The organism is Shewanella sp. YLB-07, from assembly GCF_009377275.1.
In genome coordinates this window covers 479,590-498,962 of sequence record NZ_VOQB01000003.1, presented here as the reverse complement: position 1 = coordinate 498,962, position 19,373 = coordinate 479,590, and the positions used below count along the sequence as shown (strand labels likewise).

Genomic DNA, 19,373 nt, shown 5'->3' with positions numbered 1-19,373 from the left:
ATGTATGAAGTTCTAATGGTTGTTTACTTGTTGGTTGCGATTGGTCTAGTTGGACTAATTCTGATTCAACAAGGTAAAGGTGCTGACATGGGAGCCTCTTTCGGCGCCGGTGCTTCGGCTACTCTATTCGGGTCATCTGGTGCGGGTAACTTTTTAACTCGTTCTACTGCTGTATTAGCGATTGGCTTCTTTGCACTTAGTTTGATTATTGGTAATTTAAGTGCCAATCATACCAAGTCAGAAGACGCTTGGAATGATCTAACTAACGATGCAGCACAAGTTGTTGAACAAGTTAGTGAAGAAGTACAACAGACGGAAGATAAGATTCCTGATTAAGATAATCTGTGGCTAACCTCAAATTAGTCAGATAGATATAGATTGTCGATGTAAAAGTTACATGCGGATTTAGATATTCGTTATCTTAACCAGGATATAAAATATAGGTTAGTGTCACATACGGATGTGGTGGTGTCTTGATAGTAAGTTAGACACGCCAGTTTGTGGTAAACATCTAAACCAAGATGTAAAAACGGTCAGTCACATACGGATGTGGTGGTGTCTTGATAGTAAGTTAGACACGCCATTTTGTGGTAAACATCTAAACCAAGATGTAAAAACGGTCAGTCACATACGGATGTGGTGGTGTCTTGATAGTAAGTTAGACACGCCAGTTTGTGGTAAACATCTAAACCAAGATGTAAAAACGGTCAGTCACATGCGGATGTGGTGGAATTGGTAGACACGCCAGCTTGAGGGGCTGGTGAGCGCAAGCTCGTGGGGGTTCAAGTCCCCCCATCCGCACCAACTTTTGATTTCAATTTTGAGGTCGAGAGTAATAAAGCGAGAGCTTATTCGCTTTGTTATTGCAAGTGTAGAGATAACTCAATATACTTGCAGCAGTTGACGCGGGGTGGAGCAGTTTGGTAGCTCGTCGGGCTCATAACCCGAAGGTCATCGGTTCAAATCCGGTCCCCGCAACCAGCTTCCCAATATCAGGCTAAAATAGCCTAATATTGGTTACAGGTTTTAAATTCAACGACCTCGTTATTACGGGGTTTTTTGTTATCTGTAACTTATAAAATGCTGCTTTTGCAGTGTTATACCGGGGCTATCTAGCCCTTTTTTGTTTTTCGGGGGGTAACCTTGGCTACTATAGAAAAAAAACTGGAAGAGATGCTTAAATCTCCAGTTGAAGCATTGGGGCATAGACTTTGGGGCTTGGAATATATCCAAGCGGGCAAACATTCAACACTTAGAGTGTATATCGATAATGATAAAGGTATCTTTATCGAAGATTGCGCCGAAACCAGTCGCCAGATAAGTGCTGTGCTCGATGTTGAGGATCCTATTTCAACCGAATATACATTAGAAGTTTCTTCTCCCGGTGTAGACAGGCCACTGTTCAGTGCTGAGCAGTATGGGAGCTACATCGATGAGACTGTAAAAATTCAACTGACTATGCCTGTTGCGGGTAGTCGTAATTTAAAAGGTACCGTTATAGGGATCGAGGGGCAGACGCTCACGCTTTCTGTAGATGGTAACGAACTGATTATTGCCTTGGATAATATCCGTAGAGGCAACCTAATCGCTAAGTTTTGATGGATTCAAAAATCAACGAGGCAAGAGGATGAATAAAGAGATTCTGCTAGTCGCTGAGGCGGTTTCAAATGAGAAAGGTGTTCCTCGCGAGAAGATTTTCGAAGCGTTGGAAATTGCTTTAGCCACAGCAACAAAAAAGAAGCACGTAGGTGAGATTGAAGTTCGCGTCGAAATCGATCGTAAGACCGGTGCTTACGAAACTTTCCGTCGCTGGCAAGTTGTAGAAGATACAGGTGAACCATTAGAGAACCCTTATGGTGAAATAACACTAGAAGCTGCTCAGTATGAAGATCCTGAAATACAACTTGGTGACTATGTCGAAGATGATATGGAGTCAGTTACGTTCGACCGTATCACGACGCAGACAGCCAAGCAGGTTATCGTACAGAAGGTACGTGAAGCTGAGCGAGCTCAAGTCGTTGAGCAGTTTCAGGACCGTGAAGGTGAGTTGATCACAGGTATCGTGAAGAAGAGCAACCGCGAGAGTGTGGTTGTCGATCTTGGCGGTAATGCCGATGCCGTTCTGTTCAAAGAAGACCTCATTTCACGTGAGAACTTCCGTCCTGGCGATAGAATTCGTGCCTTACTCTTCTCGGTTCGCCCTGAAGCTCGTGGTGCACAACTGTTCATGACTCGTACTAAGCCCGAAATGCTTATTGAACTTTTCCGCGTAGAAGTGCCGGAAATTGCCGATGAGATGATTGAAATCATGGGCGCGGCTCGTGATCCAGGTTCTCGCGCTAAGATTGCGGTTAAGTCGAATGACCGTAGAATTGATCCTATCGGTGCCTGTGTTGGCATGCGTGGTGCTCGAGTTCAAGCGGTATCTAACGAGCTAAACGGCGAGCGTGTCGATATTGTGCTTTGGGATGATAACCCGGCTCAGTTCGTGATCAATGCCATGGCGCCTGCCGATGTGGCTTCTATCGTCGTTGACGAAGATAGCCATTCTATGGATATTGCAGTCGAGGCTGACAACTTGGCTCAGGCCATTGGTCGTAATGGTCAGAATGTCCGCTTAGCCACTCAACTCTCCGGTTGGGAGTTGAATGTAATGACTGTAGAAGATCTGCAGGAAAAACATCAGGCTGAAAGTGCAAAAGTAGTCAGCCTGTTTGTTGCATCTTTAGAAGTTGATGAAGATTTCGCTCAGGTACTTGCAGATGAAGGCTTTACTTCATTGGAAGAGATAGCTTATGTACCTGCCGCCGAACTGATGGAGATCGATGGTTTTGATGAAGATACCGTCGAAGCATTGAGAGAACGTGCTAAAGCGGCAATTTCGACTCGAGCATTGGCAACAGAAGAAGCACTCGACGGTGCAGAACCAAGTGAAGAGCTTCTTGCACTGGAAGGGCTGGAAAAACACCTGGCTTTCGTTTTTGCAAGTAAAGGTGTGATAACACTTGAACATTTAGCCGAGCAAGGCATTGATGACTTGATCGATATTGAAGAATTGACAGAAGAAAAGGCTGGTGAGCTCATCATGGCAGCCCGTAATATCTGTTGGTTTGGCGACGAAGAATAACTCGCTCAACAGAGGGGATTGAACATATGGCAGATACAACAGTAGAAAAACTGGCCGGCGAAATAGGAAAAACTGCAGACAGATTAGTCGAGCAGTTATCTGATGCTGGAATTAAAAAAAGTAAATTAGACACAGTTTCTGAATCAGAGAAGCAGCAACTGCTGGATTTTTTAAAGAAACAACATGGCGGCGATGCCACTCCAACTAAGATGACGTTGCAGCGTAAATCTGTTTCAACTTTAAGTGTGGGCTCTGGCCGTGACACTAAAGATGTCAAAGTTGAAGTGCGTAAGAAGCGTACCTTTGTGAAGCGCGATCCGGCAGCAGAAGCTGCGGCAAATGCCGAACAAGAGACTAAAGCTGCAGCCGATGCAGAGCTGAAAGCCAAAGCCGATGCTGATGCGAAGTCGGCAGCCGATGCACTAGCCCAAGAGAAATCAAAAGTGGCCGAAGAAGCGAAAGAAAAAGCGAAAGCGGCAGCAGCTGAAAAAGCTAAGCCAGTAGTCGAAACGGCAGAAGAAAAAGCTGCCAGAATTGAGGCTGACAAGTTACAAACTGCTCAAGAGCAAGTAGCTAAAGCTAAGGCTGATGAAGAAGCCAATGCGGCAGCTGAAACTGCGCGTAAACTAGCTGAAGAGAACTCGGGGCGTTGGGCCGAAGAAGAGAAGTCTCGTAAAGAGGCTGAGAAGACTGGCGATCACCATATCACCACTTCAACAGAAGCTCGTGCAGCGGAAGATACCGCCGATGCTAATGCTGAGAAGCGCGATCGTCGTCCTCGTAAAGCTCCGACTCCAGTTCCTGCCACTACAGGTAAAGGCAAGCGTCGCGGCGGCAGAGATAACCGTAACTCACGTAACTCACGTGGCGGCCGTAACTCTCGTAACACACGTAGCATAGCGCCTGAGTCTATGGACCATGCATTCACTAAGCCTGCAGTTGTCGTTAAAGCCGATGTGAGCATAGGTGAAACTGTTTCAGTGTCTGAGCTCGCTCAGAAGATGGCAGTAAAGGCAACCGAGATCATCAAGGCTATGATGAAGATGGGCTCCATGGTTACGATTAACCAGGTGCTTGATCAGGAAACCGCTCAGCTAGTGGCTGAAGAGATGGGTCACAAGGTAACACTGACTCGCGAAAACGAGCTTGAGCACCAGGTGCTAGCGGATCGTGATGGTAACATCGAAGCCGTAACTCGTGCGCCGGTAGTGACCATCATGGGTCACGTCGACCATGGTAAGACATCGCTGCTTGATTATATTCGTAAGGCAAAAGTTGCCTCAGGTGAAGCCGGTGGTATTACTCAGCATATCGGTGCATACCATGTTGAAACAGACAATGGCATGATCACCTTCTTAGATACTCCTGGTCACGCGGCGTTTACGTCTATGCGTGCTCGTGGTGCTAAGGCGACTGATATCGTTATCTTGGTTGTTGCAGCCGATGATGGTGTTATGCCACAGACTATCGAAGCGATTCAACATGCTAAGGCCGGTAAAGTGCCTCTGATTGTTGCAGTCAACAAGATGGATAAGCCTGATGCGGATGCAGAGCGTGTTAAGAGTGAGCTTTCTCAACACGGCATCATGTCTGAAGATTGGGGCGGCAACAACATGTTTGTTAGCGTTTCGGCTAAGACAGGTCAAGGTATCGATGAACTGCTGGAAGGCATTTTGCTTGAATCCGAAGTTCTCGAACTTAAAGCTATCAAAGAAGGCATGGCGGCTGGTGTTGTCATCGAATCTAAGCTAGATAAAGGCCGCGGCCCGGTTGCTACCGTTCTGGTACAAGAAGGTACACTTAAGCAAGGCGATATCGTTCTTTGTGGTCTTGAGTACGGTAAAATCCGTGCCATGCGCGATGAGAATGGTAGAGCAATTAAGGAAGCGGGTCCGTCGTTCCCCGTTGAGATTCTTGGTCTCTCGGGTGTTCCTGCTGCCGGTGATGAAGCTACTGTCGTACGTGATGAGCGTAAGGCTCGTGAAGTTGCCCTGTATCGTCAAGGTAAGTTCCGCGATGTTAAGCTAGCACGTCAGCAGAAGTCTAAGCTTGAGAACATGTTCGCGAACATGACCGAAGGCGAAGTAGAGGAACTTAATATCGTGCTTAAGGCCGATGTACAAGGTTCACTCGAGGCTATCGCTGACTCGCTAAACAAGCTGTCTACCGATGAAGTTAAGGTTAACATCATCGCACGTGGTGTCGGTGGTCTGACCGAAACTGATGCGACATTAGCATCAGCTTCGAACGCTATCATGATAGGTTTCAACATTCGTGCCGATGCACAAGCGCGTAAGGTTATCGACAGCGAAAGCGTCGACCTTCGCTACTACAGTGTCATCTACAACTTGATCGATGAAGTTAGAGATGCGATGAGCGGTCTACTTGCTCCTGAGTTCAAGCAAGTGATTATCGGTCTTGCTGAAGTTCGTGATGTGTTTAAGTCTCCTAAGATTGGCGCAATTGCCGGTTGTATGGTGACTGAAGGTACCATCAAGAAGAGTGCTCCTATCCGCGTACTACGTGAAAACATCGTTATCTACGAAGGTGAGCTAGAATCACTGCGTCGTTTCAAAGATGATGTGGCAGACGTACGTAACGGTATGGAATGTGGTATCGGTGTGAAGAACTATAATGACGTCAGAGTAGGCGATCAGATAGAGGTCTTCGAAACCATCGAGATTGCTCGCTCCTTAGAAGCGTAAAGCGTAATAGGGCGGCGAAAGCCGCCCTTTTTGTTTATAGCTGCAAACAGCAGAATAAAATATTAAGGCCAAATATTATGGCAAAAGAATTTAGTCGTACACGCCGTATCGGGCAACAGTTACAACAAGAGTTAGCCCAAGTATTGCATCGTGATATCAAAGATCCTCGTGTCGGCATGGTAACGGTCAATGATGTGGAAGTCTCTCGTGATCTGAGTTACGCCAAAGTTTTTGTCACCTTCTTCGAGGAAGATGACAAGATAGTGGCAGAGAAGCTTGAAGCACTCAGCAGTGCCGCTGGTTACATACGTTCTTTAGTCGCGGGTCGCATGAAATTGCGAGTGATGCCAGAGCTTAGGTTCATCTATGATGCATCCTTGGTTGAAGGCATGCGCATGTCAAACCTTGTAACGCGCGTTATTCATAACGATGAAGCTAAACAGAAACATGCCAATCGTGATGAACAAAGTGAAGATAAAGATCAGCAAGGTGAGGATTAATGGGGCGTCGTCAGCGTGGTCGCTTCATTGATGGGATCTTGCTCTTGGATAAAGAGACAGGGATGAGCTCTAACTTTGCCCTGCAAAGGGTAAAACGGCTTTTCGATGCCAATAAAGCGGGCCATACTGGCGCCTTAGATCCCTTAGCCACAGGTATGTTACCGATATGCCTGGGCGAAGCTACCAAGTTTTCTCAGCACCTTCTCGATGCGGATAAGCGCTATCTGGTCACGGCTAAACTTGGTGTGCGAACCGATACTAGTGATTCTGACGGTGAAGTGGTGCAGACTCGTCCCCTGGATTTTACCCAAGACTTATTGATTGAGTCTCTGGATTATTTCCGTGGAGAGACTATGCAGGTGCCTTCCATGTTCTCGGCGCTAAAGCATAAGGGACAGCCCCTTTATAAGTACGCCCGTGAAGGCATCGAAGTGCCCAGAGAAGCCAGACCCATCACGGTATTTGAGCTAAACTTTATCTCTTTAGAAGGCGATGAGCTGACCTTAGACATACATTGTTCTAAGGGAACCTACATTCGTACCATCACAGATGATCTCGGTGAAATGTTGGGATGCGGCGCCCACGTGATAATGCTCAGACGTACTCAAGTTGCAAACTACCCTTATGATCGCATCGTAAGCTTAACTCAGTTAAATGAAATGGTTGAAAAGGCTGAGGCCGAAGGTGCAGATCCTAAAGCTATTCTGGATGAGTTATTGTTGCCCATGGATACGGCGGTCAGTAAGTTTCAAGAAATCAACTTAGCCGACACTGTTGCACCTTATCTAATGAATGGCAATCCGGTACAGAATCCTGGAAATTGTGAGTTAGCCGATGGAGAACTCGTGCGCCTCACTATAGGTGAAGAGCATAAGTTTGTCGGTATAGGCTCAATTAATGATGATGGCTTGCTGGCACCTAAGCGCCTTATCGTACTGAGAGATAGCTTAGAAACCACTTAACGTTACCTTTTGGCGGTTATTTTACTTTGCTGGTTGCGTATCTCACCGGGAATGGGTAAAATGCCGCGCTCCTTTAGCTGAGTTAGTGATTGGCTAAAGATTTATTAATGCATTATTTGGAGAGACAAAATGTCACTAAATGCTGAACAAACTGCAAAAATCCTGGCTGACTTCGGTCGTTGTGAAAACGATACTGGTTCTTCTGAAGTTCAGGTTGCTCTTTTAACTGCTCAGATTAATCATCTACAGGGCCATTTCAAGCAGCACATCCACGATCATCACTCTCGTCGTGGTCTACTACGTATGGTTAGCACACGTCGTAAACTTCTTGCATACCTAAAGCGTACTGAAAATGTTCGTTACCAGGAACTAATCAAGAAGCTAGGTCTACGTCGTTAATTTTAACGATTAAACCTGGATAAGGAGGCTTAGGCCTCCTTTTTTATTGCCTGTAAAAAAGAAGGCGAAAGCAAAGTTCCTAGATTCTAGTGATTAAATCTGACTGATAGTCGCCGTATGTGGTTTGATAAATTTTTCTTCAAATTCATGCTGAGACAGAGGTTTACTGAAAAAGAAACCTTGTCCCATCTGACAATCATTGGCCTTGAGCCAATCCAACTGATCCTGCGTTTCTATTCCTTCCGCGACGATATTGAGCTTAAGTTGTTTACCTAACATTAAGATGGTCGAGGCTATGGCGCTCTCTTGAGGCAGGTCGGTAACGAAACAGCGATCGATCTTCATGGTGGTAATGGGAAGGTGACGTAAATAAGATAATGATGAATAGCCTGTACCGAAATCATCCACGGCAATACCAAATCCAGCCGATTTTAGCTGTTCTAACTTGGTAATGGCTTTCTCTACGTTATTCATCAAGGAAGTTTCGGTTATCTCTATCTCTAACAGCTCAGGCCTTATTTGGTATCTAAGGGAGAGCTGCTTTATATCTGGAACCAGACTTGGATCTTCAAATTGCTGTGAAGCTACATTGACCGCAATAGGTAACGCAAAATTGTAGTTTTTTTGCCACTCCTTGATTGTTTTACATGCCTGCTCTATGACCCAGCGACCTATAGGGATGATGATTCCGGTTTCTTCGGCTACTGGGATAAAGGACATGGGGCTTATCAGGCGACCATCTTTCTGCCAGCGAATGAGTGCCTCACAGGCAACGACTCTTCCAGTCTTGATATCGAATTTTGGTTGGTAATGTAAGACAAATTCATTGTTCTTTAGTGCATCGTGTAGAGAGGCCTCTGTACGTAATCTAACCGCTGCACGCTCTGTCATTTGTTGCTTGAAGAAGGCCCATTGATTTGAGCCGGCAGCTTTTGCGCTATACATGGCGATATCAGAATGGCGGATCAGATCTTCGGCGCTCATACCGTCATCGGGGTAGATAGAGATCCCGACTGATGCGGCTGGATGAATGGTGTGCTCGTTGAGTTGCATGGGGGTGTTCAACTGAAAAAGCAGGTGTTCAACAAAGTCGGCTGCTTGATCCGGGTTCCGTATTTCATCGGCTAATATTACGAATTCATCCCCGCCCAAGCGAGCCACAGTGCCTTTATCCGCAACGACGCGCTCGAGAACTTGAGCTATTCGGGTAAGAAATTGATCGCCTATGGCATGACCCAAGGAGTCATTGATATTTTTAAATCTGTCTAGATCGATAAATAACATGCAAAATTGGTGTTTATGTACACGGGCCCTTTGAATGGTAACCGCTATGGTTTCCAGTAGCAGCGTGCGGTTAGGTAACCCTGTGAGTGGGTCTCGAGTCGCCATTTTTCTTAGTTTACTTTGGGTCTGACCGAACTGAATCAGGATCTGGTTAAATTTTGATGTAACCAGACCTAGTTCATCGTCCATGTGAGCCTTAGATACCGGCAGTAAGTTCTCATCGGGTGATTCAGGATCTATCTTGTCAATTGCCTCACTGATCTCGGCGATGGGCTTGGTCAAGAAGCGATGAAAAACAATCGAAAGCAAAAGAGTGATAAGCAGGGCGCGGATCAAGGTTGCGACTAAACTGAATCTAAGTTGTGAAAAGAGTGAGTCAGTGAGTTCCTGGGTGTCATAGAAGATGGTTAATGTCCCTATGAGCTGCTGTTTCTCACTGTCTTTAAAATCAAAGGGTCGATAAAGGGGGCGCGAGATTTCTCTAAGGTCGCCAAAGAGTTTTTTACTTAATTGATCGAATATATTCGGAGAAGAGAGAGGTGAGGCGACTGAGACAAACATGGAGCCGTCATCGAGTTCGATAACTGCCGAACCCACATGGGCGACTTTTAACACCCCCTCTATGGTTTGTTTGGCTAAGTTATCGTCCAATGCCCAGACAGCGTTAGAGGCGGGTTGCTCTACCGAGTCTAACAACTCTTTCTGCGACGCTTTAAGTTCATCCCTGGTGGTTACACCGACTAAGGCAATTTCGACGATAAAAATGGCGACAGCGAAAAAGAGTGCCGAAAAAACGACAAGGCTGGTTTGTTTCCATGTAAGCGATTTAAAGCTGGCAGTCATTAACTCATCCATTAATCAGTGAACTGATATTAGAAACGGAACTATTTAGGCATTCCATAACAAAATAATCCTGATATTATTCACTTTAGAGAAAAGTTTCGGCTTTGTCATCAATCTGTGCCCTTTATCTCTTGAATAGAGATGAAGTATACTTACGCGCGTAATTAAGATAATTAAATTTAAGGAATGGTTCACGTGAATCCAATCGTAAAGAGTTTTGAGTATGGTCAGCACACAGTCACATTAGAGACTGGGGTTATTGCACGTCAAGCAGATGCTGCCGTTTTAGCAAGTATGGGTGATACTACAGTCTTGGTTACTGTGGTAGGAAAGAAACACGAAGAGCCGGGTCGCGACTTTTTCCCACTTACAGTGAATTATCAGGAAAGAACTTACGCTGCCGGTAAGATCCCTGGTGGTTTCTTCAAGCGTGAAGGTCGTCCATCTGAGAGTGAAACGCTGATCGCACGTCTTATCGATCGTCCCATTCGTCCTCTATTCCCTAATGGCTTCAAGAATGAAGTTCAGGTAATTATCACAGTCGTTTCTGTGGATCCTGAAATCAACCCTGATGTCATCTCTATGATAGGTACTTCTGCAGCCTTAGCTATCTCAGGTCTGCCATTCAATGGTCCATTGGGTGTGGCGCGTGTTGGTTACATCAACGGCGAATATATCCTTAACCCTGAAGTTAGTCAGTTAGCCGAGAGTGACCTGGACCTAATCGTCGCGGGTACCGAAGGCGCAGTATTGATGGTGGAGTCTGAAGCCGCCTCATTGCCAGAAGAAGTTATGCTAGGCAGCGTCGCCTATGGTCACGAGCAACAGCAAGTTGTGATCACTGCCATCAAGGAGCTTAAAGCTGAAGCGGGCAAGCCTGCATGGGATTGGTCTGCACCTGTATCTGATGAAGATTTGGTCGCCAAAATTAAGGCGCTTGCAGAAGAGAAATTCTCAGCTGCATACCAGATTGCTGATAAGAGTGAACGTCGTGACTCGGTTAACGCACTTAAGAGTGACGCTATCGAGAAACTAGTTGCTGAAAACGCGGATGTCGACTTACGTGAAGTCGGTAAGATATTAAGTAGCGTTGAGAAGCAAGTCGTACGTGGCCGTATCATAGCGGGTAAGCCACGTATCGATGGTCGTGAGCCAGATATGGTTCGTGGTCTTAACGTAATGGCAGGTGTACTTCCACGTACTCACGGTAGCGCGATATTTACCCGTGGTGAGACTCAAGCACTAGTGACTTGTACTCTAGGTACCGAGCGTGATGCACAGAAAGTTGACAGCATCATGGGCGAATACACTAACCGCTTTATGCTGCACTACAACTTCCCTCCTTACTGTGTGGGCGAGACGGGTTTTGTTGGTTCACCTAAGCGTCGTGAAATTGGTCACGGTAAGCTAGCTTGGCGTGGTATTAACGCGGTTATGCCGTCTGCAGAAGAATTCCCATACAGCATTCGCGTCGTATCAGAGATCACTGAATCAAACGGTTCAAGCTCTATGGCTTCTGTATGTGGTACTTCTCTTGCGTTAATGGATGCGGGTGTACCAATCAAGACATCTGTTGCCGGTATCGCCATGGGTCTGGTTAAAGAGGGTGACGATTTCGTCGTTCTTTCTGACATTTTAGGTGATGAAGATCACTTAGGTGATATGGACTTCAAAGTGGCTGGTACTCGTGACGGTATCACTGCACTGCAGATGGATATCAAGATCGAAGGTATCACGCAAGAGATCATGCAGATTGCACTTCAGCAAGCTTATGGCGCTCGAGTTCATATCCTTAACGTGATGGACCAGGCTATTGGTACACATCGTGATGATATTTCAGCTCACGCACCACGTATTACCACCATCAAGATCAACCCAGAAAAAATCCGTGATGTGATTGGTAAAGGTGGCGCTACAATCCGTGCGCTTACAGAAGAAACTGGTACCACTATCGAGCTAGAAGATGATGGTACAGTTAAGATCGCATCTTCTAACGGCGAAGCGACTAAAGAAGCTATCCGTCGTATCGAAGAGATCACTGCTGAAGTCGAAGTCGGTACTATCTATAACGGTAAGGTCGTTCGTATCGTTGATTTCGGTGCCTTCGTGACAATCTTGCCAGGTAAAGATGGTTTGGTTCACATCTCTCAGATAGCTGAAGAGCGTGTTGCCAACGTTTCTGATTACCTACAGACTGGTCAAGAAGTCAAAGTTAAGGTGATGGAAGTTGATCGTCAGGGTCGCGTACGTCTTTCTATGAAAGAAGCACAGCCTAAAGCCGAGTCAGCACCTGCTGCCGAGTAATCACTATTTAGTGAATTAACAAAGGAGACCTTAGGGTCTCCTTTTTTGTACTCGGTGATTGGGTTTGGTGATGTTTTAGTGAATAATTTGCAGATATTTATCTATGCTTGACTTCATTTTTTGTAAACTTATACTTTTTACTAGCAATAAGCTGAATGAATTGAGAAAAATTTAAATCCCTGATAGCAGTAGCGATAGGGGATTGCTATGATTAGCGTCATAGTTGAACTCAAAGGGTTAAATGGATGAATCAAAAAGTGCGGACCACCGCAATCGCTGTTTTGGCTGGTATGAGTATTTTCCTGACCGGATGTGTGTCGACTCAGTCTGGTGGCAGCGAGCAAGGTAAGGTGATGGTTGAGCCCGTCATGCCCGATTACAAGCTAGAAATAACGCTTGCCAAGTTAAATGAAATTTTATCCTCAGCCGATTTAACTCAAGAGCAAAAAGCACGATTCCATTATGACCGGGGTGTCATCTATGACAGCGTAGGTTTACGGATTCTGAGCCGAATCGACTTTCATCAAGCATTGAAACTTCAGCCTAATCTCGCCGATGCCTATAACTTCATCGGGATCTATTATACCCAGGAAGGTCAGTTCGAGAGTGCATATGAAGCTTTCGATGCTGTGCTGGAGCTGTCACCCGAATATGATTACGCATTCTTAAACCGTGGTATTGCCCTCTATTATGGTCAGCGTTACGAGTTAGCGGTTGCCGATATGCAATCATTCTACTCATTGGACCCTAAAGATGGCTACCGTGCCTTATGGTTATATTTGACGGAAAGTGCCCAGGATACTGAGCAAGCCAAAGCTAACCTGGAAGTGAACCAGGCTGAGCTTGTGCCAAATGCCTGGTCGAGTGTACTGGTGGATTATTATCTTGGAAAAAAATCCAGGGAAGCGGTATTTTCTGCGGCTAAAATGGGGCTTTCTCACCCCAATGAATATGCGGAACGTCTATGTGAAGCCTACTTCTATATTGCAAAGATAGCCCAAGAGCAAGGTCAGTATAGCGATGCGGCAAATTATTTCAGGCTGGCACTCGCGACAAACATCTATGACTTTGTCGAGCATAGATATGCGCGAATCGAGTTAGCTAAGCTAAATAGCATCATGCAGCAAGAGTTGCAGAGTCAATAATTGAGCTCAAGTATTTTGTTATTAAAAGCGTAATGCCATCCCAAAAAGATGGCATTTTTTATGTCTTTATTAAAATGCAGACTCTGGGATTAGTCACCTAGCTAATTTGCACGCTTGGCGCTATAATTGCCGCCTTTTTAGCACATCACCAATCTGCAGGTTACCATGTCAGGCAATACAGTTGAGGTCGGCAAACGTCGCACTTTCGCCATTATCTCTCACCCGGATGCGGGTAAAACCACCATTACCGAAAAAGTACTCTTGTTCGGTAATGCCTTACAGAAGGCCGGAACCGTAAAAGGTAAGAAGTCAGGTCAACATGCAAAGTCTGATTGGATGGAGATGGAGAAAGAGCGTGGGATCTCGATCACCACATCTGTCATGCAGTTTCCCTATAAAGAGGCTTTAATCAATCTTCTCGATACTCCGGGTCACGAAGACTTCTCGGAAGATACCTATCGTACCCTGACTGCCGTCGATTCCTGTCTGATGGTGATCGACTCGGCCAAAGGTGTAGAGCAAAGAACGATTAAGCTAATGGAAGTCACGCGCCTGCGTGATACGCCTATCGTCACTTTCATGAACAAGTTAGACCGTGACATTCGCGAGCCATTAGAGCTGATGGACGAGGTCGAAGATGTACTGAATATTGCCTGTGCACCCATTACCTGGCCTATCGGCTCAGGTAAAGAGTTTAAAGGTGTTTACCACCTATTACGTGATGAGGTGATTTTATACCAGAGTGGTCAGGGCCATACGATTCAGGATTCTAAGATCATCAAGGGGCTGGATAACCCAGAGCTTGATGATGCTATCGGCGCCTATGCCGATGAAGTGCGCGAAGAGTTAGAATTGGTTCTTGGTGCCGCGACCGAGTTCGATCTCGAGCTGTTCCTCAAGGGAGAGCTGACGCCGGTATTTTTCGGTACCGCATTGGGTAACTTTGGTGTCGATCATATCCTCGACGGTATGGTCGAATGGGCTCCTACACCTCAGCCTCGTGAAACCGAGGCGAGAGATGTACTGCCCCAAGAGGAGAAGTTCTCTGGCTTCGTGTTTAAGATCCAAGCAAACATGGATCCAAGACACAGAGATAGAGTCGCATTTATGCGGATCTGTTCTGGTAAGTATGAGCAGGGCATGAAGATGCACCATGTCCGTCTAGGTAAAGATGTCAATGTCAGTGATGCGTTAACCTTTATGGCTGGCGATCGTAATCGCGCCATAGTGGCATATCCAGGCGATATTATTGGCCTGCATAACCACGGCACCATGCGTATCGGCGATACATTTACCCAAGGTGAGAAGTTGCGTTTCACCGGCATACCTAACTTTGCTCCTGAGATGTTCCGTCGTATTCGTTTAAAAGATCCGTTGAAACAGAAGCAGCTACTTAAAGGCTTAGTCCAGCTTGCCGAAGAGGGTGCCGTGCAGGTATTCAGACCGATAGATTCGAACGATCTTATCGTTGGTGCTGTTGGTGTACTTCAGTTTGAAGTAGTTGTTGGCCGATTGAAGAGCGAATATAAGGTCGAAGCCATCTATGAAGCTATCCATGTAGCCACAGCCCGTTGGGTGTATTGTGACGATGAGAAGAAACTGGACGAGTTCAGACGTAAGTGCAGCCCTAACTTAGCGCTGGATGGTGGCAATAACCTGACCTATATCGCCCCGACTATGGTTAATCTTAATCTGTCTATGGAGCGCTATCCTGACGTTCAGTTTGCCAAGACTCGTGAGAATTAATCTACACTAGCGTTTGGTTCCCTGTGCCCAGATATTTTATTTAAGCCCCATTCGAAAGATTGGGGCTTTTTTATTGAATCGTTTATTATACCATTCCGAGTAAGTATCTGATTATTCAGCGGGAGTTCAAAGCACTGTAGGCAAGGCGAATGTTTGAAGCTAATAGTTATTCTCGGCAACAAGCTCCTGCGTTGCTCTACCTCCTGCATCCATGCAGTCGTATATCGAGAACATTCAACGTAGCATAAAGGGCTTTGAAACCCGCACTGCGTGAGGCTCTCAGTGTTTCCACTTCTGTGTTGCATTGACTTAAAAGGGAATAACCATTTCCTCATCAATGCGTCTTGAATTGAAAAAACTGAGAGCCTCTGAACTGACCAGATACTTATATGGAATGGTATTATCTATATATGTATCGGTTTTGTTACTGGAAGGTTTCTGGGCCATTTTCTTAAGCCACAAAAGATAAAAGCCGATTTTGGTATGACTAAATTAAATTCATTAAATGAGCGAATAATGTCGACGATGCGAATACTTGATAGCCATGCTCATCTTGACGATGACTTGTTCGATACTGACCGTGACGAACTCTTCGAGTCTATGGCTCAAACAGGCATAGAAACGGCTATCATCCCGGGAGTCAGCCCCGAGCGCTGGGACAAGCAACTGGATATAGCAAAGCGGTACTCATGTCCCTATGGGCTAGGCATTCATCCTTGGTTTTGTGAAGACAACCCTCAGCAGGCCTTGAAGCAATTAACAGATAAACTCAATCGCTATAGAGAAGACCCATACTTGGTCGCCATCGGCGAGTGCGGTCTGGATAAGATACGTAAAGATAATTGGGATGGACAAATCATTGCTCTGGAGGCTCAACTCTCTATGGCTCAGCAGCTAAATTTGCCGGTTATCTTGCATGTCGTTAAAGCACATAGTGAGATGCTGGCCATCTTGAAACGCTACTCTCTGCCCAGAGGTGGAGTGATCCACGGTTTCTACGGCAGCTTAGAAATCGCCAGCGAGTACATTAAGCTAGGTTTTAAGCTGGGGATAGGGGGTTTAATTTTAAATACGAGTGCCAGAAAACTGAAAACCTGTGTCGCTCAACTTCCCCTCGAAAGTTTGTTAATTGAGACAGATTCTCCTGCTATGACACCTCGAAATGCAGCAGAATCACGCAATACTCCCCTTATTTTGCAGTCAATCATCGCAGAAATAGCAAATTTACATAAAAAATCCAGTGTTCTGATTTCAGAACATGCGTTTCGGAATGCGGTGCAACTCTTTGACCTTAAATTAATTTTAATTTAAACAGATGTGAATCGCATCGTAAGTTGTGACTAAGGTGCTGAAATTAAACTTCAAAAACTTGATCGAAACGACGCTTTTGAGCTATTGCTCGGGTATAATCGACCTCGAAAAAGGTTGGTTAACAACATAATTAAAAAGTATTAACAATAGGGTGATGGTTAATGGATATTTTAATGAGTCTAGTAGGGGTGGTCACCTTACTTACAATTGGTTTCTTACTATCGAATGGTAAGAAGTCAATCAACTACCGTACCGTTGGTGGTGCGTTAGCAATTCAAGCTGCTTTTGGTGGCTTCGTGCTTTATGTTCCAATTGGTCAAGAAGTACTAGGTGGCGTTTCAATGGGCGTAGCCAGTGTCATTGGTTACTCTCAAGCTGGTATCAACTTCCTCTTCGGTGGTTTGGGTACTGACGCTATGTTCGCAAACGGTGTTGGCTTCGTCTTCGCTATCCGCGTTCTACCTGTCATTATCTTCTTCTCTTCTTTAATAGCAGTACTTTACTACCTAGGCATCATGCAACTTGTCATCAAGTTTATCGGTGGCGCATTGCAAAAAGCATTAGGTACAAGCCGTACTGAGTCTATGTCTGCTACGGCAAACATCTTCGTCGGTCAAACTGAAGCTCCTCTAGTTGTTCGTCCGTTTATCGCGACTATGACTAATTCAGAGCTTTTCGCCATCATGGTTGGTGGTCTGGCTTCTATCGCTGGTGCGGTACTTGCTGGCTACGCTGGCATGGGCGTTAAGATTGAGTATCTGGTTGCAGCGTCATTTATGGCGGCGCCTGGTGGTCTTATGATGGCTAAGCTTATGCATCCAGAGACCGAAGAAACTAACAACGACATGAACGACTTGCCTGAAGATGCAGACAAGCCAGCTAACGTTATTGACGCTGCCGCATCTGGTGCCGCATCTGGTATGCACTTAGCACTTAACGTTGGCGCTATGCTATTAGCCTTCGTTGGTCTTATTGCCATGCTTAACGGCATGATCGGTGGACTAGGTGGTCTTGTTGGTATCGAGAACTTAACTCTGGAGCTTATCCTAGGTTACATCTTCATGCCTCTTGCATTCCTAATCGGTGTACCTTGGAATGAAGCACTGGTTGCCGGTTCATTCATCGGTCAGAAGATCATCGTGAACGAATTCGTCGCTTACCTGAACTTCGCTCCTTACCTTAAAGATATTGCCGATGGCGGTATGGTTGTTGCTGAAACGGGTCTTGCTATGACTGATAGAACTAAAGCTATCATCTCATTCGCACTATGTGGATTCGCTAACCTATCTTCAATCGCTATTCTACTTGGTGGTCTAGGCGCCATGGCTCCAAGCCGTCGTCATGACTTAGCTAAGCTAGGCGTACGTGCCGTTATCGCAGCATCGCTTGCGAACCTAATGAGTGCGACACTAGCGGGTCTATTCTTAGCACTATAATCGTCAGGCAGTTCATATGAGCTGCCTTGTTTTATGTCTAAGGTAAATCCTGTGGGGATTCCCACAATTGGGCTCTGTTCATGGGGGCAGGGTCCAAGTTAGCTCAACCATTTTTCACAGTAATACAAGATTACATCTAGTTCTTCCTTACCTTTGCGGGAAGAGCTGTGTTCGAATAAACACAGTTAAAAATCAGGTTTTTCGCGATAGCTGTTGTTAAATAGCATGAAGAATCAGAAGTTTGTTCATTTGTTAGAATTTTGTGTTCGCATTTTCACACAAATTATATTGTGCTTTACGATAAATTGGGTAGAATGCGGCGCCATAAGAAAAGAACGCTGACTCGAAAAGAGCGGCATACCATAAAATAAATGGGGTTGATGATGAAAAACGTTAAAACTATAGCACTAGCTACAGCACTAGCAGCAACAGCTGCTATGTCTGCACCAACATTCGCAGCAGACCGCGGCGATGATATCCGTTCTGGCGATTACAGCTGGATGCAGTTCAATGCAATGTATGCGTTCAACGAGCTACCACGTACTGATGCTGATGATGGCGGACACGATTACCTGGAAATGGAATTCGGCGGCCGCGCTGGCTTCGTAGACCTATACGGTTATGTTGATGTGTTCAACTTAGCTACGGGTGATTCAGGCGACAAGGCAGATGGTTCTGGTAAGAGCAAGATGTTCATGAAGTTTGCCCCGCGTTTCTCTATCGATGCAATCACAGGTTGGGATCTTTCAGCTGGTCCTATCCAGGAAGTTTACTTCTCGACTCTTTTCAATTGGGGTGGCGGTGCTGTTGGTGAAGATGTGAACGCATCTTTCTGGGGTATCGGTGCTGACGTTATGGTTCCATGGTTAGGTAAGACTGGCATGAACCTTTACGCTCATTACGACATGAATGGCAAAGAGTGGAACGGTTACCAATTCTCTATGAACTGGTTTAAGCCTTTCGTTAACTTTGACAACGGTAGCTTCGTTTCATTCCAGGGTTATATCGATTACCAGTTCGGTGCTGATGACGACTACGGTAACGAATTTGTTCCTATGTCTTCAAACGGCGGTGCTGCTTACTTCGGCGTACATTGGCATTCAGACAACTACGCATTGGGTTATGGCTTAAAAGCATACCAAGACGTTTACCTACTTGAAGATGGTGCCGGTATTGTTGGTCTAGAAACGACTGGTTTCGCACACTACCTAACAGCTACTTACAAGTTCTAAGACCCGCTCTTAGGCTGGTACTTAGAAATAAGTAAGTAGATATAGAGCCAGAGTTGCTGGCTCTACTTAACACTCAATACTCGGAATCGAGTCCGGTATTGAGTGTTAACATTTACTTAAGTATGCAAGATTTAATGGCATATTTACGTAAATGTTAAACACGTTTTACGCGCTAAAATGGATTTTTCGCGGAAAGGCAGGAACCTAGCACTCTAGTTGTAATGACTCAGTTCCCCTTCCCGGTCTTCAAGGATTCAAGTCGTGACCTAGTGTCAGGATTGTTGTTACCGATTATGATTAAAAAATCGCGAGCAACGCTGAATACCTGAATAAACAGATATCGAATTTCGATATCTTAGGCATTGCCCGAAGGCCCGGC

The 19,373-nt window shown here is 45.6% G+C and carries 14 protein-coding genes and 2 tRNA genes; 15 read left to right on the top strand and 1 reads right to left on the bottom strand.

Annotated features, from left to right (window positions below; translation table 11 throughout):
* The 9 genes from secG to rpsO all read left to right on the top strand — a co-directional run bounded on the left by secG (position 1) and on the right by rpsO (position 7,693).
* A complete protein-coding gene (secG, locus tag FS373_RS09005) occupies positions 1-336 on the top strand; it encodes a preprotein translocase subunit SecG (RefSeq protein WP_144045378.1) in 336 nt (111 codons plus the stop codon).
* Positions 337-717: 381 nt separating this feature from the next.
* Positions 718-804, top strand: a tRNA-Leu gene (locus tag FS373_RS09000).
* Positions 805-904: 100 nt separating this feature from the next.
* A tRNA-Met gene (locus FS373_RS08995) sits at positions 905-981 on the top strand.
* Positions 982-1,143: 162 nt separating this feature from the next.
* Positions 1,144-1,599, top strand: a complete 456-nt coding sequence (rimP, locus tag FS373_RS08990) for a ribosome maturation factor RimP (RefSeq protein WP_144045379.1) — start codon at positions 1,144-1,146, stop codon at positions 1,597-1,599.
* A gap of 28 nt (positions 1,600-1,627) precedes the next feature.
* Entirely contained in the window at positions 1,628-3,127 is a 1,500-nt protein-coding gene (nusA, locus tag FS373_RS08985) for a transcription termination factor NusA (RefSeq protein ID WP_144045380.1), read from the top strand.
* A 26-nt stretch (positions 3,128-3,153) separates the two neighbouring features.
* Complete coding sequence (infB, locus tag FS373_RS08980) at positions 3,154-5,832, top strand: translation initiation factor IF-2 (protein WP_144045381.1); 2,679 nt, start codon at positions 3,154-3,156, stop codon at positions 5,830-5,832.
* Between the two features lie 77 nt (positions 5,833-5,909).
* Positions 5,910-6,332, top strand: a complete 423-nt coding sequence (gene rbfA, locus FS373_RS08975) for a 30S ribosome-binding factor RbfA (protein ID WP_144045382.1) — start codon at positions 5,910-5,912, stop codon at positions 6,330-6,332.
* A complete protein-coding gene (gene truB / locus FS373_RS08970; RefSeq protein WP_152829287.1) occupies positions 6,332-7,294 on the top strand; it encodes a tRNA pseudouridine(55) synthase TruB in 963 nt (320 codons plus the stop codon). The genes rbfA and truB overlap by 1 nt, the downstream gene beginning before the upstream one ends.
* Positions 7,295-7,423: 129 nt before the next feature.
* On the top strand, positions 7,424-7,693 hold the full coding sequence (rpsO, locus tag FS373_RS08965; protein WP_005503004.1) for a 30S ribosomal protein S15: 270 nt from the start codon (positions 7,424-7,426) through the stop codon (positions 7,691-7,693).
* 93 nt (positions 7,694-7,786) lie between these two features.
* Here rpsO and FS373_RS08960 read toward each other — a convergent pair whose 3' ends face one another.
* Positions 7,787-9,820 carry a putative bifunctional diguanylate cyclase/phosphodiesterase gene (locus FS373_RS08960; RefSeq protein ID WP_144045384.1) on the bottom strand — a complete coding sequence of 678 codons (2,034 nt, stop codon included), beginning with the start codon at positions 9,818-9,820 and terminating at the stop codon, positions 7,787-7,789.
* A gap of 195 nt (positions 9,821-10,015) precedes the next feature.
* Between FS373_RS08960 and pnp the strand changes: the two genes are divergently transcribed.
* From pnp to FS373_RS08925, 6 genes are all read left to right on the top strand, one after another.
* Positions 10,016-12,124, top strand: a complete 2,109-nt coding sequence (pnp, locus tag FS373_RS08955; RefSeq protein ID WP_144045385.1) for a polyribonucleotide nucleotidyltransferase — start codon at positions 10,016-10,018, stop codon at positions 12,122-12,124.
* A 245-nt stretch (positions 12,125-12,369) separates the two neighbouring features.
* A complete protein-coding gene (nlpI, locus tag FS373_RS08950; protein WP_144045386.1) occupies positions 12,370-13,269 on the top strand; it encodes a lipoprotein NlpI in 900 nt (299 codons plus the stop codon).
* 165 nt (positions 13,270-13,434) lie between these two features.
* Complete coding sequence (prfC, locus tag FS373_RS08945; RefSeq protein WP_144045387.1) at positions 13,435-15,015, top strand: peptide chain release factor 3; 1,581 nt, start codon at positions 13,435-13,437, stop codon at positions 15,013-15,015.
* A gap of 516 nt (positions 15,016-15,531) precedes the next feature.
* On the top strand, positions 15,532-16,326 hold the full coding sequence (locus FS373_RS08935; RefSeq protein WP_227992630.1) for a TatD family hydrolase: 795 nt from the start codon (positions 15,532-15,534) through the stop codon (positions 16,324-16,326).
* A gap of 161 nt (positions 16,327-16,487) precedes the next feature.
* Positions 16,488-17,762: a NupC/NupG family nucleoside CNT transporter gene (locus FS373_RS08930; RefSeq protein WP_144045390.1), complete on the top strand. Its 1,275-nt coding sequence runs from the start codon at positions 16,488-16,490 to the stop codon at positions 17,760-17,762.
* 383 nt (positions 17,763-18,145) lie between these two features.
* Complete coding sequence (locus FS373_RS08925) at positions 18,146-18,994, top strand: outer membrane protein OmpK (protein ID WP_144045391.1); 849 nt, start codon at positions 18,146-18,148, stop codon at positions 18,992-18,994.
* The last annotated feature ends 379 nt before the right edge of the window (positions 18,995-19,373 follow it).